Consider the following 15,007-nt stretch of genomic DNA (forward strand, 5'->3'; position numbering starts at 1 on the left):
CAGTCGGGCATGGGAGGTGCCGGGACTGGGGGGAAACGGCAACGGCAAGCCTTTGGGCGATGGTTGCGCACCTGTTCCAGACATCTCCTCTCTCCGCTCCGCGCTTGCGCGGTCAATTGGACCTTTTGGTAGGAAAACATGAAGAATTTTGGAATCGCAGCCTTTGTGGCCGCATCGGTCATGGCGTCTGCCGCCGTGGCACAGGTATCGGAACTGCGCATCATGGCACCGGCAGGCCCGGGCGGCGGTTGGGACCAGACCGCACGCACGATCCAGTCCACGCTGCAAAGCGAAGGGCTTGTGCCGAACATCCAGGTTGAAAACGTGGCCGGTGCCGGTGGCACCATCGGGTTGCAGCAATTCGTCAACCGTTCGACCGGGGATGCATCCGCAACGATCGTCGGCGGCTATGTCATGGTCGGCGCGATCATCGCCAACGAAAGCAACGTGACGCTGAGCGACATCACCCCGCTGGCACGTCTGACGGGTGAATATGTCGTCGTCGTCGCGTCTGCCGACAGCCCGATCAGCACCGCCGAAGACCTTGCCAACGCATTGCGCGCCGACATCGGTGGCGTGACATGGGCAGGCGGTTCTGCCGGTGGCGTCGATCATATCGCTGCGGGCAAATTCGCGCAGGCCGCCGGTGTGGCGCCAGAGCAGATTAACTACATCCCCTATTCGGGCGGTGGTGAAGCGTTGGCCGCGATCCTGGGTGGTCAGGTCAGCGTCGGTGTGTCGGGTTTCAGCGAGTTTTCCAGCCAGATCGAGGCCGGTGCGCTGAAGGTCATCGGGATCACCGCGCCGGAACGTCAGGCCTATCTGGACGCGCCGACCTTTGTCGAACAGGGCTTTGACGTCGATGTGCAGAACTGGCGCATGATCGCTGCCGCCCCCGGCATCAGCGACGAAGAGCGTGCGGCGCTGCTCGACGTGATCGGCACGATGGCGGCCTCCGATACATGGAACGCCGAACTGGAAACCAAGGGCTGGGTGAACACCTATCTCGCCGGTGACGAATTCGCGGCCTATCTGGACGCGCAGATCACCGCGACGACCGCGATCCTCGCCGATCTGGGAATCACCGAGTAATGTCGGGCGATCCGAAAAACCAAGCAGCCGAAGAGGACCTTCGGCTGCCTTTCGACGACGAGGCCGGGCAAGGCACGGGCAAACGCGATCTGGCCGGACTGGTGATTGCGGTGGCGCTGTTCGGGCTGGCCATGGTCATCGTCAATGATGCGTCAGGCTATCCGATCCGCCGGTCCTATGCCCAGTTCGGGCCAGAGATCGTGCCCTATCTGGTCGCTGCCGGCATTTCGGTCATGGCCGTGATCACCGCCATCATGGCCTGGCGCGGTGCGTTCGAGGCGCGCGATCCGCTGAACTTAGGCGCGCTGTCTTGGCTGGTCGGTGGCATCGTCATCGAGATTTTCATGCTGTATGGCGGCACCGGCTTTATCGCGGGGTCGGCAGTGCTGTTCGCCTTTGCCGCGCGTGCCTTTGGTCAGGCGACACTGCTCTTGAACCTTGCCATCGGGGCTGTGCTGTCGACGCTGCTGTATCTGCTGTTCCGTTACGGGTTGGGGCTGTCGCTGCCGGCCGGTCCGGTCGAGCGGGCCATCGATCTTTTGCTGAGGTAAGCTGATGGATACCTTCATTCTGCTGTTCGAGGGTCTTGCGACCGCGACTCAACCGTCGAACCTGATGTTCGCGTTGCTGGGCGTGATGCTGGGGACCGCCGTGGGCGTCATGCCCGGCATCGGGCCTGCGCTGACCGTCGCCTTGCTGCTGCCGGTCAGCCTGTCCTTTGGCGCGACGGGGTCGATGATCATGTTCGCGGGCATCTATTACGGGGGCATGTACGGGGGGGCGATATCGTCGATCCTGCTGAATACCCCCGGCGAAACCGCGTCGATTATGACCGCGCTCGAAGGCAACCGCATGGCCAAGCGTGGCCGGGGCGGCAAGGCCTTGGGCGCTGCGGCCTTCGGGTCGTTCTTTGGCGGGATGTTCGCAACCTTGGGTCTGGCGGTTGTCGCGCCCTTTATGGTGATGGTCGCGCTGTCATTCGGCACGGCGGAATATTTCGCGCTGATGGTCTTGTCCTTCATGACCGTCTCGGCGGCGTTCGGCGGGTCGATGTCGCGCGGGCTGACCGCGCTGTTCATCGGCCTGACCATCGGCATCGTCGGCACGGACAAACTGACGGGACAAGTTCGCCTTGCCTTCGGCATCCCCGAGATGAGCGACAATATCTCGATCGCAATCGTGGCTGTCGGTCTTTTTGCCATCGGCGAGACGATGTATCTGGCGTCGCAATATGTGAACCACAAGGAAAAGGCGCAGGCCGTGTCCGGGTCTGTCTGGCTGAACTGGGGCGATTTCAAGCGCTGCATCCGGCCTTACATCCGCGGCACCGGCCTTGGGTTCCTGTTCGGGCCGCTGCCCACGGGGGGCGCTGAAATTCCGACCTTCCTGTCCTACACGACTGAAAAGCGTCTGGCGAAAGGCGAGGCCCGCCGCGAATTCGACGAAGGTCTGGGCGCCATCGAAGGTGTGGCCGGACCAGAGGCCGCCAACAACGCCTCGGCCGCGGGCACGCTGATCCCGCTTCTGACGCTGGGCCTGCCCACGTCGGCGACAGCGGCGATGATGCTGGCGGGGTTCCAGCAATACGGTCTGCAACCCGGCCCGCTGTTGTTCACCAACAACGCCGAACTGGTCTGGGGTCTGGTGGCAAGCCTTTTCATCGCCAACCTGATGCTCTTGGTGCTGAACGTGCCGTTCATCGGCATCTGGGTGAAACTGCTGATGATTCCGCGCCCTTGGCTTTATGCGGGTATTCTGTGTTTCGCCACATTGGGGATCGTCGGCGCGCAAGGCTCGCCGTTCGCGCTGATCCTACTGCTGGGCTTCGGGCTGATCGGGTTCGTGATGCGCCGCTTCGGCTATCCTTTGGCCCCCGCGCTGGTGGGTGCGATCCTTGGGCCCTTGGCCGAGGAACAGTTGCGGCGCGGTCTGATGATCAATCAGGGTGACTGGATGTTCCTGATCGAATCGCGGATTTCGCTCGCGATCTATACCATCGCGCTGCTGTCGGTGTTCGGCCCCCGTCTGTGGGCGCTGTTGCGCAACGCCACGCGGCGGGCCGGTCGGACAGCCTAAACGGGGTCATAGCCTTTGGGATTGGCGGATTGCCACGCCCATGTGCTGGCGGTCATCGCATCCAGATCATGCGAGGCCCGCCAGCCCAATTCGGACTGCGCGCGCGCGGGGTTCGCCTGCATCGCCGCAATGTCGCCTGCGCGGCGGGGGGCCGGCACCGTCGGGATCGGCTGTCCGCAGGCGCGTTCAAAGGCGCGGACCATGTCGATCACGCTGTAACTTTGGCCGGTGCCGATGTTGAAAGGCCGCGCGCCGGGTGTCTTGGCGGCGTAGTCAATCGCCGCGACATGCGCGCGGGCCAGATCGACCACGTGAACATAGTCGCGCAGGCCGGTGCCGTCGGGTGTGTCGTAATCATCCCCGAACACCGTCAGCGCAGGGCGCAGACCCACGGCCACCTGTGCGATATAGGGCATCAGGTTGTTGGGGACGTCCTTGGGATCCTCGCCGATGTGGGCAGAGCCATGCGCCCCCACCGGGTTGAAATAACGCAACAAAATCGCGCTGCGGCTGGCATCCGCTGCGGCCCAATCGGTCAGCACCTGTTCGGCCATCAGTTTCGTGCGGCCATAGACCGAGGTCGGACGGGTCGGATGCGCCTCGTCATAGGGCAGGTAGTCGGGTTCGCCGTAGACCGTGGCAGAGGAGGAAAAGATAATCCGGCGACACCCCGCGCGGTCCATCGCATGCAGCAGCGCCAAGGTGCCGCCCACATTCACGTCGTAATAGTCGAGGGGTTTTTGCTGGCTTTCGCCCACGGCCTTTAGCCCCGCAAAATGCACGACAGCCTCGGGCGCGAAATCCTGCATCACGCGATCGAGCGTTGCGGCATCACGCACATCGCCGCGCACATCGGTCATCTTGCCGTTGGTCAGGCTGCGCACGCGGGTCAGCACCTCGGGCGTGGCATTGGTGTAATTGTCCAGCACGCAGACCTCGTGGCCCTGCGCCATCAGTTCGATCAGCGTGTGGCTGCCGATATATCCGGCCCCGCCAGTGACAAGTACGCGCATGCTTGGTCTTTCGTCAGGCCGCTAGTCGCGGGCATAGACATCTTCATAACGGATGATGTCGTCCTCGCCCAGATAGCTGCCGGTCTGCACCTCGATCAGGACGACCGGCAGCTTGCCGGGGTTTTCCAGACGGTGCGTCGCCCCCAGCGGGATGTAGACGGATTCATTCTCGGTCAGCAGTTTCACGGTGCCGTCGCAGGTGACACGCGCGGTCCCCTGGACGACGATCCAGTGTTCCGCGCGGTGGTGATGCGATTGCAGCGACAGCGCGCCGCCAGCATGCACGACGATCCGCTTGACCTGAAAACGCTCGCCCATGGCGAGGCTTTCGAACCAGCCCCACGGGCGGTGATCCTTGGGAAAGCTTTCGGCCTGATCGGCACCGTGCGATTTCAACAACGCCACGGCCCGCTTGACGTCCTGCGTGCGGTTTTTGTGGCTGATCAGGACGGCGTCGGGCATCGCGACCGCGATGATGTCGTCCAGCCCGATCCCTACGATGACCTGCCCGTCGTTTTCCGACCGCAGCAGGGTATTGGTGCAATCAATCGCATGGGCGGGGCCGGACAGCGCGAGCCCGTCGGTTTCAGTTTCGCGCCAGACCGCCGCCCAATCGCCGAGATCGGACCAGCGCCCGGTAAATGGGACCACGCTGAGATTGTCGGCCTGTTCCATCACCGCGTAGTCGATCGAGATCGCAGGCGCGCGGTCCCACGGTTCCGCCGCGAGCCGCAGGAACCCAAGATCATGGCGGGCGTCATCCACCGCCGTCTGCACCGCCTCGACCATGTCAGGCGCGTACAACGCATAGGCGGCCAGAATGTCCTTGACCGTGAACAGAAATAGGCCCGCGTTCCACAGATAGCGGCCTTCGGCCAGCATTTCGGCGGCGCGGGTGGCATCCGGTTTCTCGACGAAACCGACAAGTGGCGTAACGCCGTTGCAATCCTGCAATGGCCGGGCGAGTTCAAGATAGCCGTATCCGGTTTCCGCCCGCTCGGGCGTGATCCCGAAGGCCACTATCTGCCCGGCTTGTGCCGCAGAAACCGCCGCCGCCACGGTCTGCGCAAAGAGCGCCGCGTCGGGGATCACGTGATCGGACGGGGCCACCAGCATCAGCGCATCAGGATCGCTTTGCGCGAGGTGCAGTGCGGCGGCAAGGACGGCAGGGCCGGTATCACGCCCCGAAGGTTCGATCAACACAGCCTGTGGTGTGATCCCCGCGGCATGCATCTGCTGCACCGCGATGAACCTGAACTGATCCGCCGTCACGACCACGGGGGCAACGAAAGCATCGCCTTTCAAACGACGCAAGCCAGCTTGGAACAGGCTGTCCGACCCCGTCAACGCCGAGAACTGCTTGGGATAGCTTTTGCGCGACAGCGGCCAGAGCCGCGTGCCCGCGCCGCCGCACAAAATGATCGGGACAATCCGTGACATGACCTGCCTATGACGAACGCAGGGCATGACCTGCTTGCTGTTGCAACAAAAACCAATCGTAAGTTGCGCGCAATCCCAGTTGCAAGCTGATCTTTGGCGTCCAGCCCAGCCGTTGCATCCGCCCGGTGTCCAGAACTTTGCGCGGCGTGCCGTCAGGTTTGGTCCGGTCGCAGATGATCTGCCCTTCAAAGCCGGTGATGTCCGCGATCATCCGCGCAAGGTCGAGGATACTGATATCCGTTCCCCATCCGATGTTCAGATGGCTTTGCATCGGTTTTGTTGCGGCGTTATAGGCGGCGCTCTCCAGTCCCATCACGAAGACTGCGGCGGCGGCAAGGTCATCGACGTGCAGGAATTCGCGCCGTGGCGTCCCGCTTCCCCAGATCGTTACCGTGTTGGCACCGCTGCGCGCAGCCGCATGAAACCGCGCCAGCAGGCCGGGCAGCACATGTGCGTTCTCTGGGTGAAAGTTATCGCCGGGACCATAGAGATTGGTCGGCATGACGGATCGGTAATCGGTGCCGTGTTGCCTGTTATAGCTTTCGCAAAGCTTGATCGCGGCGATCTTGGCGATCGCATAGGGTTCATTCGAGGGTTCCAGAGGGCCGGTCAGCAAGGCGTCTTCGTTGATCGGCTGCGCGGCATCGCGCGGATAGATGCAGGATGATCCCAATTGGAGCAGGCGCCGTACACCCGTTGCGTGGGCCGCGTGGATCACGTTGGCCGCGATCATCAGGTTGTCGTGGATGAAATCCGCAGGATAGGTTGAATTCGCCAGAATCCCGCCAACACGGGCGGCGGCCAGCACGACAGCATCAGGGCGCCGGGCGTACATGAAATCAAGCACCGCGCGCGGATCTGTCAGGTCGAGCTGCTGGCGGCCCGCTGTGATCAGTTCGTGCCTGCCCATGGTTGACAGGTGACGCAGGATCGCGCTGCCGACCATGCCGTTATGACCTGCGATGAAAATCCGCATCTAGCCCTGCATCGCCATCGGCAGGTCAAGACCGCAGTCGCGCAGGACCGCATGGCGGCGCGCGGCGCGGTAATCTTCGGCGACCATTTCGGCGCACATCTGGCGGGCGGTGATTTGCGGGGTCCAGCCAAGCTGCGCCTTGGCCTTGGACGGATCACCCAACAGCGTCTCGACCTCGGCGGGCCGGTAATAGCGCGGGTCGATCCGCATGATCGAATCGCCGACCTTGACGTTGGGGGCCAGATCGCTGCGCACGGCGGTCACGACAGCGGTTTCGGCATCCCCCTTGCCGGTGAAATCCAGATCGAGACCCAGTTCAGCAGCAGACCACCGGATGAAATCGCGCACCGAATGCTGCACGCCTGTGGCGATGACGAAATCCTCGGGCTGGTCCTGTTGCAGCATCATCCACTGCATCCGGACATAATCCTTCGCATGCCCCCAGTCGCGTAGGGCGTCGATGTTGCCCATGTAAAGGCAGCTTTCGAGCCCCAGCGCGATATTGGTCAGCCCGCGCGTGATCTTGCGGGTGACGAAGGTTTCGCCACGTCTTGGGCTTTCGTGATTGAACAGGATTCCGTTGCAGGCATAGAGACCATAGGCCTCGCGGTAGTTTACACAGATCCAATAGGCATAGAGTTTCGCCACGCCATAAGGGCTGCGTGGATGAAAAGGCGTCGTTTCCGTTTGCGGCGATTGTGCGACCTGTCCGTATAATTCGGATGTGGACGCCTGATAGAACCGCGTCTTGCCTTCCAGCCCCAGAAAGCGGATCGCCTCAAGCAGGCGCAGGGTGCCCATCGCATCGACATCGGCGGTGTATTCGGGGGCTTCGAAACTGACGGCGACATGGGATTGCGCGCCAAGGTTATAAATCTCGTCCGGCTGCACCTGCGCGATGATCCGCGTCAGGTTGGACGCATCGGTCAGGTCGCCATAATGCAGCACAAAACGGGCGTCGTCGGTCTGCGGGTCCTGATAGATGTGATCGACACGGGCGGTATTGAACATCGACGCACGGCGTTTGATCCCGTGGACCTCATAGCCTTTGTCGAGCAGGAACTCCGCAAGATACGACCCGTCCTGCCCAGTGACGCCGGTGATCAGCGCGCGCTTTGTCATGAATCAGTCCGATCACGATGCTCTGTTAACCACGTTTTGGCGTAGCAGGCTTAAGGATTGATTAACACCCGTAACATGCGCGAACGGTGCCGCAGGCGGGCCTTAAGGTTTCAGGCGCAGATTGCGGTATCCCCGATCATGAAAGGTGCCGTTCCCGATGTCCGACCAATCCCCGAGACTGTCCCTGCCGTTCATCCTGCCGGCGCAGGCGCAAAAGCATGTGACCCATAACGAGGCGATCGAATTGTTGGACCTGATCGTGCAGCTGACGCTGGTATCCGTGTCGCAGACCACACCGCCAGCCGCGCCCGCGGAAGGACAGGCATGGGGCGTGCCGTCGGGTGCGACAGGCGATTGGGCAGGTCAGGACAGCATGATCGCGACATGGCGGGGCGGGGGGTGGCTGTTTGTCGCACCGCAGGACGGCTGGGTTGCCTGGGTCACCGATGCTGCGGCGCTTTCCGTACGGGCGGATGGCATCTGGACCCCCGAGGGTGATTTACAGAACCTGCCCGGCGTGGGGATCAACACGACCGCCGACCCGGTCAACCGGCTGAGCTTGCGCGCGCCCGCGACGCTGTTCGACAACGAAGGGGCCGGACATCAGATCAAGATCAACAAGGCGGCGGCGGCCGACACCGGGGCGGTTCTTTTCCAGACAGGCTATGGCGGACGGGCCGAAATGGGGCTGGCCGGTGAGGACGATTTCAGCATCAAGGTATCGGCCGATGGCACGACATGGCGGCCTGCGGTCAGTATCGCCGCCGCGACGGGGCGCATGCGATTGGCCGAAGGTCTTCGGCTGCCGCCCGGTACTGCCCCCACAACGGCGGAGCCGGGGGACATCTATTTTGATTCTGCAACTGCAAAGCTGCGCTGTTTCGACGGGACGATCTGGCAAGACCTTTTCTAGCAAAGTCACATTCCGGCAGGCAAAGACGCAGGACCAGCAACGGTCCTGCGTTTTGCGTTTCTGGGCAGAATTTAACGGAAAAATGACAGAAATCCGGGCAAAACGCCGTTCGGCTGCGTCATGCGGTCCATATCGGGCCTTCGGGATCGATTCTTGTCGCATGGCGCTTGCGACACCATAGGACGTCTGCTACATCGCGCAGGATTTTGACGCTTTCGTGTAAACGAAGGCCTAATGAGCTGCCCCTTTGCTGCCCTCTTGTCGGGCGTCGTGAAGCTGGGCCCAAGACATCGGAAGGGTGGACGTGTCCGAAACTGCTGGTATCTCCACAGGCATCGCCGCGCGCTATGCGACGGCCGTGTTTGACCTCGCCAAGGAAGGCAAGGACATCAAGGCACTGGAAACAGACGTCGCGGCTTTGCAGGCCGCGATAAACGACAGTGCAGATTTCAGGACGCTGCTGACATCGCCATTGTACAACCGCGACGAACAGGGCGCGGCTGTTTTGGCCATCGCGAAAAAGATGGGCCTGTCCACGACGGTCAGCAACGTGCTGTCCCTGCTGGCGGCCAAGCGGCGGTTGTTCGTGCTGCCGCATATGCTGGCCGTCCTGCAGGACCGCCTCGCCGAAGAGCGTGGCGAAATCACCGCCGAGGTCACAGCCGCAAAATCCCTGACCAAGGCGCAGACAGAAAAGCTTGCCAAAACGCTTTCGGGCCAGGTTGGCAAGACCGTCACCATCAAGCAAACCGTCGATGAAAGCATCATCGGCGGTCTTATCGTAAAAGTGGGCTCCCGGATGATCGACACGTCGATCGCCTCCAAGCTCAATGCACTCCAGAACACCATGAAAGAGGTCGGATAATGGCGATCCAAGCGTCGGAAATCTCTGCGATCCTGAAGGACCAGATCAAGAACTTCGGTCAAGAAGCCGAAGTGGCCGAAGTCGGCCGTGTGCTGAGCGTCGGCGACGGGATTGCCCGCGTCTACGGGCTGGACAACGTGCAGGCCGGTGAAATGGTCGAATTCCCGGGCGGTATCCGCGGGATGGCATTGAACCTTGAAACCGACAACGTCGGCGTCGTGATCTTCGGGTCCGACCGCGAGATCAAGGAAGGCGACGTCGTCAAGCGCACCAAATCCATCGTGGACGTGCCGATTGGTGACGAATTGCTGGGCCGCGTCGTGGACGGTCTGGGCAACCCGCTTGATGGCAAAGGGCCGATCAAGACGACCAAGCGCGCCGTTGCAGACAGCAAGGCCCCCGGTATCATCCCGCGCAAATCGGTGCATGAACCGATGGCGACTGGCCTGAAATCGGTCGATGCGATGATCCCGATTGGCCGTGGCCAGCGCGAATTGATCATCGGTGACCGCCAGACGGGTAAAACCGCTGTGGCGCTCGATACGATCCTGAACCAGAAATCGTATAACGACGCCGCGACCAACGAATATGACAAGCTCTATTGCGTCTATGTCGCGATCGGCCAGAAGCGGTCCACCGTGGCACAGCTGGTGAAAAAGCTCGAAGAATCCGGCGCGATTGAATACACGATCGTCGTGGCTGCCACCGCGTCCGACCCGGCGCCGATGCAGTTCCTTGCACCTTATGCCGCCACCGCAATGGCAGAACATTTCCGCGACAATGGCCGCCATGCGCTGATCATCTATGACGATCTGTCCAAGCAGGCCGTGGCCTATCGCCAGATGTCGCTGCTGCTGCGCCGTCCACCAGGACGCGAAGCCTATCCGGGCGACGTTTTCTACCTCCACTCACGCCTGCTGGAGCGGTCTGCCAAGCTGAACGAAGACAACGGTGCCGGGTCGCTGACCGCGCTGCCGATCATCGAAACCCAAGGTGGTGACGTGTCCGCGTTCATTCCGACGAACGTGATTTCGATCACCGACGGCCAGATCTTCCTTGAGACCGAATTGTTCTATCAGGGCATCCGCCCTGCTGTGAACACGGGTCTGTCGGTGTCGCGCGTCGGCTCCTCCGCGCAAACCAATGCGATGAAATCCGTCGCCGGTCCTGTAAAGCTGGAATTGGCACAGTACCGCGAAATGGCGGCCTTTGCGCAGTTCGGGTCCGATCTGGACGCCGCCACCCAGCAATTGCTGAACCGTGGCGCGCGCCTGACCGAATTGATGAAGCAGCCGCAATATGCGCCGCTGACCAACGCGGAAATCGTCTGCGTGATCTATGCTGGCACCAAGGGCTATCTCGACAAGATTTCCGTCAAGGATGTCGGTCGGTTCGAGGCTGGTCTGCTGAAATACCTGCGGACCACCGGCAAGGACGTGCTGGACATGATCACCAAGGAAGATCCGAAGATCAAAGGTGACGCCGAAGCCAAGATCAAGGCCGCTCTGGACGCATTCGCCGCCGACTTCGCGTAATCCTAAGATAAGGAGACGAAAACGTGCCTAATCTTAAGGATCTTAAAAACCGGATCGCGTCGGTCAAGTCGACCCGCAAGATCACCAAGGCCATGCAGATGGTCGCGGCCGCAAAATTGCGCCGCGCCCAAGATGCGGCCGAGGCGTCGCGTCCCTATACCGAACGGTTCAATGCCGTGATGGCGGGGCTAGCGGCGTCGGTGGGCGGGTCGGATACCGCGCCGAAACTGCTGTCGGGCACCGGCAGCGATCAGGTGCATCTGCTGATCGTGATGACCGCCGAGCGTGGTCTTTGCGGCGGTTTCAACGGTAACATCACCAAGCTGGCGAAAATCCATGCGCAAAAACTGCTGGGCCAAGGCAAGACCGTCAAGATCCTGACGGTCGGCAAGAAAGGCCGCGATGCGCTCAAGCGGGATTTCGGCAGCTATTCAGTGGGCCACATCGACCTGTCAGCGGTCAAGCGTGTGGGCTATGTCAACGCGCAAGACATCGCGCGCGATGTGCTGGCACGGTTTGACGGCGGCGAATTCGACGTTGCGACGATCTTTTTTGCGCGGTTTGAAAACGTCGTGTCGCAGCACCCGACCGCACAGCAGATCATCCCCGCCAAGTTCGAGCAGGACGCCGATGCGGATGTGACCTTGTACGAATACGAACCCGGTGAAGAGGAAATCCTTGCCGATCTGTTGCCGCGCGGCGTGGCCACGGCGATTTTCAGCGCGCTGCTGGAAAATGCCGCGTCCGAGCAGGGCGCGCGGATGTCCGCCATGGACAACGCGACCCGCAACGCGGGCGAGATGATCGACAAGCTGACCATCCAGTACAACCGTTCACGTCAGGCCGTCATCACGAACGAGCTGATTGAAATCATTTCGGGCGCTGAAGCGCTCTAGACCCCGGAGAAAACCACTATGGCAAATGCAAAAGGCAAGATCACGCAGGTCATCGGCGCTGTCGTTGACGTGCAGTTCACCGATCACCTGCCCGAGATTCTGAACGCCCTGATCACCGACAACAACGGCAAGGAACTGGTGTTGGAAGTCGCGCAGCACCTGGGTGAAAACACCGTCCGCGCCATCGCGATGGACAGCACAGAAGGTCTGGTGCGCGGTCAGGAAGTGATCGATCAGGACAACACGATCACCGTGCCCGTGGGCGACGCCACCCTTGGCCGCATCATGAACGTGGTCGGCGCGCCGATCGACGAAAAAGGCCCCATCGGCGAGACCGAGCGCCGCTCGATCCACGCCGAAGCGCCGCCCTTCGAAGCGCAATCGACAGCGTCCGAAGTGCTGATCACCGGCATCAAGGTCATCGACCTGCTGGCGCCTTACGCCAAGGGCGGCAAGATCGGCCTGTTCGGCGGTGCCGGCGTGGGCAAGACGGTGCTGATTCAGGAACTGATCAACAACATCGCCAAGGTGCACTCGGGTTATTCCGTGTTCGCGGGCGTGGGTGAGCGGACCCGTGAAGGCAACGACCTTTACTACGAATTCATCGAATCCGGGGTCATCAACATCGACGACCTGACCAAATCCAAAGTGGCGCTGGTCTACGGTCAGATGAACGAACCACCAGGGGCGCGTATGCGCGTGGCGCTGTCCGGCCTGACCATGGCGGAATCGTTCCGCGACCAGTCCGGCTCCGACGTGTTGTTCTTCGTCGACAACATCTTCCGCTTTACGCAGGCAGGGTCCGAAGTATCCGCGCTGTTGGGCCGTATCCCGTCCGCCGTGGGCTATCAGCCGACGCTGGCCACCGACATGGGCCAGATGCAAGAACGCATCACATCGACAAAATCGGGGTCGATCACATCCGTGCAGGCGATCTACGTCCCTGCCGATGACTTGACCGACCCTGCGCCAGCGACCTCGTTCGCGCACCTTGATGCGACCACCGTTCTGAACCGTGCGATTTCGGAAAAAGGGATTTATCCCGCCGTTGACCCGCTCGATTCCACATCGCGCCTGCTGGACCCTGCCATCGTGGGTGAAGAGCATTACCGCGTGGCGGCCGACGTGCAGAACATGTTGCAGCGTTACAAGTCGCTTCAGGACATCATCGCCATCCTGGGGATGGACGAATTGTCCGAAGAGGACAAGCTGACCGTGGCTCGCGCGCGCAAGATCGAACGCTTCCTGTCGCAGCCTTTCGACGTGGCGCAGGTGTTCACTGGTTCGCCGGGTGTGCAGGTTCCACTGGAAGACACGATCGCATCGTTCAAGGCCGTGGTTGCGGGCGAATACGATCACTTCCCCGAAGGCGCGTTCTACATGGTCGGCGGCATTGAAGACGTGAAAGCCAAAGCCCAGAAAATGGCTGCCGCCGCCGCATAAGGAGCTGCCGATATGGCAAATGTACAATTCGATCTCGTCTCGCCAGAGCGCCGTCTGGCCTCTGTCGCGGCGAGCGAGGTACGCATTCCCGCAACGGAAGGCGACATGACCGCAATGGCCAATCACCTGCCCACGATCACCACCCTGCGCCCCGGCGTTCTGGTGGTCGTGCATGATGGTGGCATGGACGAGTACGTCGTGTCCGGCGGTTTTGCCGAAATCAACGCGGAATCCGTGTCGGTTCTGGCCGAACAGGCGCTGCCCCGGTCCGAAGTCACGCAAGAGGTTTTCGACCGCATGGTCGAGGACGCCCGGAATGCCTTGGACCACGCACGCGACAAGCAAAAGGACGAACCAGACGTGGTGGATGCCGCTGCCAAGCTGCTGTCCGACATGGTCGCCGTGGGCACGCACATCGGTCTGGACTCAAAGCAATCCAGCTTCGGTTGAAAATGCTGAACAAACAAAAAAGGCCCCGCATGGCGGGGCCTTTTTGCGTTTCACCAGCGGTTATTCCGCCGCATAAAGACCCTCATAAATCGGCCCGAGCGTCTTGTGATCGAACAATGACGATACCGATGTGCCGTTTGCCGTGTTCAGGATCGCCTGCGCGAACATGGGTGCCGTCGGCACGATGCGGATATTCGCGCAGGCCCGCACGGCTGCGGTCGGTGCGATCGTATCGGTGATCACCAGCGTTTTCATTACGGATTTCGAAATCCGGTCCACGGCTGGCCCCGACAGTACGCCGTGGGTGATATAGGAATGGACTTCGCGCGCGCCGTTTTCCATCAGCACCTCGGCGGCCTTGCAAAGGGTGCCTGCCGTATCGACGATGTCGTCCACGATGACGCAGACCTTGTCCTTCACCTCGCCGATCACTGTCATTTCGGCGACTTCACCGGGTTTGCCACGGCGTTTGTCGACGATCGACAACGGCGCGTCGATCCGCTGCGCCAGATCGCGGGCACGGGCCACGCCGCCGACATCGGGCGACACCACCATGACGTCATCCAACATGTCGCGGAAATGATGTTTGGCATCCAGCGCGTAAATCGGCGAGGCATAGAGGTTGTCGACAGGAATATCGAAAAAACCCTGAATCTGCGTCGCGTGCAAATCCAGGGTCAGGATACGTTCGATACCGGCTTCGACCAGCATATTGGCCACCAGTTTCGCGGTGATCGGCGTGCGCGCCTTGGACCGGCGATCCTGGCGGGCATATCCGAAATAGGGGATCACAGCGGTGATCCGTGCCGCCGACGACCGGCGCAGCGCATCCGCGATGATCAGCAATTCCATCAGATTGTCGTTGGCGGGGTTAGAGGTGGGCTGAATGATGAACATATCCTCGCCACGGACGTTCTCGAACACTTCGACGAAAATCTCGCCATCGTTGAACCGTTCGACGCGGGCATCGACGAGGCTGACTTCGCGCCCCCGGTGCATCGTCATGCGACGCGCAATCGCAGTGGCAAGCGGCAGGTTGGCATTCCCGCTGATCAACTTGGGTTCCATTATCATCGGCATGGGAAAGGTCCTTTGGCAGCCAGGGACAAGACTCGTCAGTCACAGATTCGGAGCGTTGACACCGACTAGCACAGGCGTACCTTCGCGGATAGATTTCGCTGAGCCA

The 15,007-nt window shown here is 61.4% G+C and carries 14 protein-coding genes; 9 read left to right on the plus strand and 5 right to left on the minus strand.

The genetic code is table 11. The features are described 5' to 3' along the window. Nucleotides 1–138 precede the first annotated feature (138 nt). The 3 genes from H147_RS0113250 to H147_RS0113260 are packed head-to-tail and all read left to right on the plus strand — an operon-like array spanning nt 139 to nt 3,168. Nucleotides 139–1,092, plus strand: a complete 954-nt coding sequence (locus H147_RS0113250; protein WP_019955859.1) for a Bug family tripartite tricarboxylate transporter substrate binding protein — start codon at nt 139–141, stop codon at nt 1,090–1,092. Then, on the plus strand, nt 1,092–1,643 hold the full coding sequence (locus H147_RS0113255) for a tripartite tricarboxylate transporter TctB family protein (protein ID WP_019955860.1): 552 nt from the start codon (nt 1,092–1,094) through the stop codon (nt 1,641–1,643). Before H147_RS0113250 ends, H147_RS0113255 begins: the two co-directional genes overlap by 1 nt. A 4-nt stretch (nt 1,644–1,647) precedes the next feature. Next, nucleotides 1,648–3,168: a tripartite tricarboxylate transporter permease gene (locus H147_RS0113260; RefSeq protein WP_019955861.1), complete on the plus strand. Its 1,521-nt coding sequence runs from the start codon at nt 1,648–1,650 to the stop codon at nt 3,166–3,168. On the opposite strand, the gene galE is transcribed toward H147_RS0113260, so the two are convergent. From galE to gmd, 4 genes are read right to left on the minus strand one after another with little or no spacing between them, the layout of a single operon-like run. Then, entirely contained in the window at nt 3,165–4,181 is a 1,017-nt protein-coding gene (galE, locus tag H147_RS0113265) for a UDP-glucose 4-epimerase GalE (RefSeq protein ID WP_019955862.1), read from the minus strand. The genes H147_RS0113260 and galE overlap by 4 nt on opposite strands. A gap of 21 nt (nt 4,182–4,202) precedes the next feature. Then, nucleotides 4,203–5,621 carry a mannose-1-phosphate guanylyltransferase/mannose-6-phosphate isomerase gene (locus H147_RS0113270; protein WP_019955863.1) on the minus strand — a complete coding sequence of 473 codons (1,419 nt, stop codon included), beginning with the start codon at nt 5,619–5,621 and terminating at the stop codon, nt 4,203–4,205. Nucleotides 5,622–5,628: 7 nt separating this feature from the next. After that, complete coding sequence (locus tag H147_RS0113275) at nt 5,629–6,597, minus strand: GDP-L-fucose synthase family protein (protein ID WP_019955864.1); 969 nt, start codon at nt 6,595–6,597, stop codon at nt 5,629–5,631. Then, a complete protein-coding gene (gene gmd / locus H147_RS0113280; RefSeq protein WP_019955865.1) occupies nt 6,598–7,719 on the minus strand; it encodes a GDP-mannose 4,6-dehydratase in 1,122 nt (373 codons plus the stop codon). Between the two features lie 157 nt (nt 7,720–7,876). Here gmd and H147_RS0113285 point away from each other — a divergent pair, with 157 nt between their 5' ends. From H147_RS0113285 to H147_RS0113310, 6 genes are all read left to right on the plus strand, one after another. Then, entirely contained in the window at nt 7,877–8,632 is a 756-nt protein-coding gene (locus H147_RS0113285; RefSeq protein ID WP_019955866.1) for a DUF2793 domain-containing protein, read from the plus strand. Between the two features lie 304 nt (nt 8,633–8,936). Then, nucleotides 8,937–9,497, plus strand: coding sequence for a F0F1 ATP synthase subunit delta (locus tag H147_RS0113290; protein ID WP_026352514.1), 561 nt, complete (start codon nt 8,937–8,939; stop codon nt 9,495–9,497). Then, on the plus strand, nt 9,497–11,032 hold the full coding sequence (gene atpA / locus H147_RS0113295; protein WP_019955868.1) for a F0F1 ATP synthase subunit alpha: 1,536 nt from the start codon (nt 9,497–9,499) through the stop codon (nt 11,030–11,032). Before H147_RS0113290 ends, atpA begins: the two co-directional genes overlap by 1 nt. A gap of 23 nt (nt 11,033–11,055) precedes the next feature. Further along, nucleotides 11,056–11,928 carry a F0F1 ATP synthase subunit gamma gene (locus H147_RS0113300; protein ID WP_019955869.1) on the plus strand — a complete coding sequence of 291 codons (873 nt, stop codon included), beginning with the start codon at nt 11,056–11,058 and terminating at the stop codon, nt 11,926–11,928. A gap of 18 nt (nt 11,929–11,946) precedes the next feature. After that, on the plus strand, nt 11,947–13,371 hold the full coding sequence (gene atpD / locus H147_RS0113305) for a F0F1 ATP synthase subunit beta (RefSeq protein WP_019955870.1): 1,425 nt from the start codon (nt 11,947–11,949) through the stop codon (nt 13,369–13,371). A 12-nt stretch (nt 13,372–13,383) separates the two neighbouring features. Beyond that, the gene (locus H147_RS0113310) at nt 13,384–13,821 is read left to right on the plus strand and encodes a F0F1 ATP synthase subunit epsilon (protein WP_019955871.1); all 438 of its coding nucleotides are present in this window, start codon (nt 13,384–13,386) and stop codon (nt 13,819–13,821) included. Between the two features lie 60 nt (nt 13,822–13,881). On the opposite strand, the gene H147_RS0113315 is transcribed toward H147_RS0113310, so the two are convergent. Beyond that, nucleotides 13,882–14,901 (minus strand): ribose-phosphate pyrophosphokinase, encoded by a 1,020-nt coding sequence (locus H147_RS0113315; RefSeq protein WP_019955872.1) that lies wholly within the window; start codon nt 14,899–14,901, stop codon nt 13,882–13,884. Nucleotides 14,902–15,007 lie beyond the last annotated feature (106 nt).

The sequence above is a fragment of the Yoonia vestfoldensis DSM 16212 genome (assembly GCF_000382265.1).
GTDB lineage: Bacteria > Pseudomonadota > Alphaproteobacteria > Rhodobacterales > Rhodobacteraceae > Yoonia > Yoonia vestfoldensis.

What these genes read in the sequence shown, in the direction of transcription:
- H147_RS0113260 (WP_019955861.1), top strand. Translation starts at nt 1,648, where the DNA reads ATGGATACCTTCATTCTGCTGTTCGAGGGTCTTGCGACCGCGACTCAA.
- atpD (WP_019955870.1), top strand. Translation starts at nt 11,947, where the DNA reads ATGGCAAATGCAAAAGGCAAGATCACGCAGGTCATCGGCGCTGTCGTT.
- H147_RS0113250 (WP_019955859.1), top strand. Translation starts at nt 139, where the DNA reads ATGAAGAATTTTGGAATCGCAGCCTTTGTGGCCGCATCGGTCATGGCG.
- H147_RS0113310 (WP_019955871.1), top strand. Translation starts at nt 13,384, where the DNA reads ATGGCAAATGTACAATTCGATCTCGTCTCGCCAGAGCGCCGTCTGGCC.
- H147_RS0113270 (WP_019955863.1), bottom strand. Translation starts at nt 5,621, where the DNA reads ATGTCACGGATTGTCCCGATCATTTTGTGCGGCGGCGCGGGCACGCGG.
- H147_RS0113285 (WP_019955866.1), top strand. Translation starts at nt 7,877, where the DNA reads ATGTCCGACCAATCCCCGAGACTGTCCCTGCCGTTCATCCTGCCGGCG.
- atpA (WP_019955868.1), top strand. Translation starts at nt 9,497, where the DNA reads ATGGCGATCCAAGCGTCGGAAATCTCTGCGATCCTGAAGGACCAGATC.
- H147_RS0113315 (WP_019955872.1), bottom strand. Translation starts at nt 14,901, where the DNA reads ATGCCGATGATAATGGAACCCAAGTTGATCAGCGGGAATGCCAACCTG.
- H147_RS0113275 (WP_019955864.1), bottom strand. Translation starts at nt 6,597, where the DNA reads ATGCGGATTTTCATCGCAGGTCATAACGGCATGGTCGGCAGCGCGATC.
- H147_RS0113255 (WP_019955860.1), top strand. Translation starts at nt 1,092, where the DNA reads ATGTCGGGCGATCCGAAAAACCAAGCAGCCGAAGAGGACCTTCGGCTG.
- gmd (WP_019955865.1), bottom strand. Translation starts at nt 7,719, where the DNA reads ATGACAAAGCGCGCGCTGATCACCGGCGTCACTGGGCAGGACGGGTCG.
- galE (WP_019955862.1), bottom strand. Translation starts at nt 4,181, where the DNA reads ATGCGCGTACTTGTCACTGGCGGGGCCGGATATATCGGCAGCCACACG.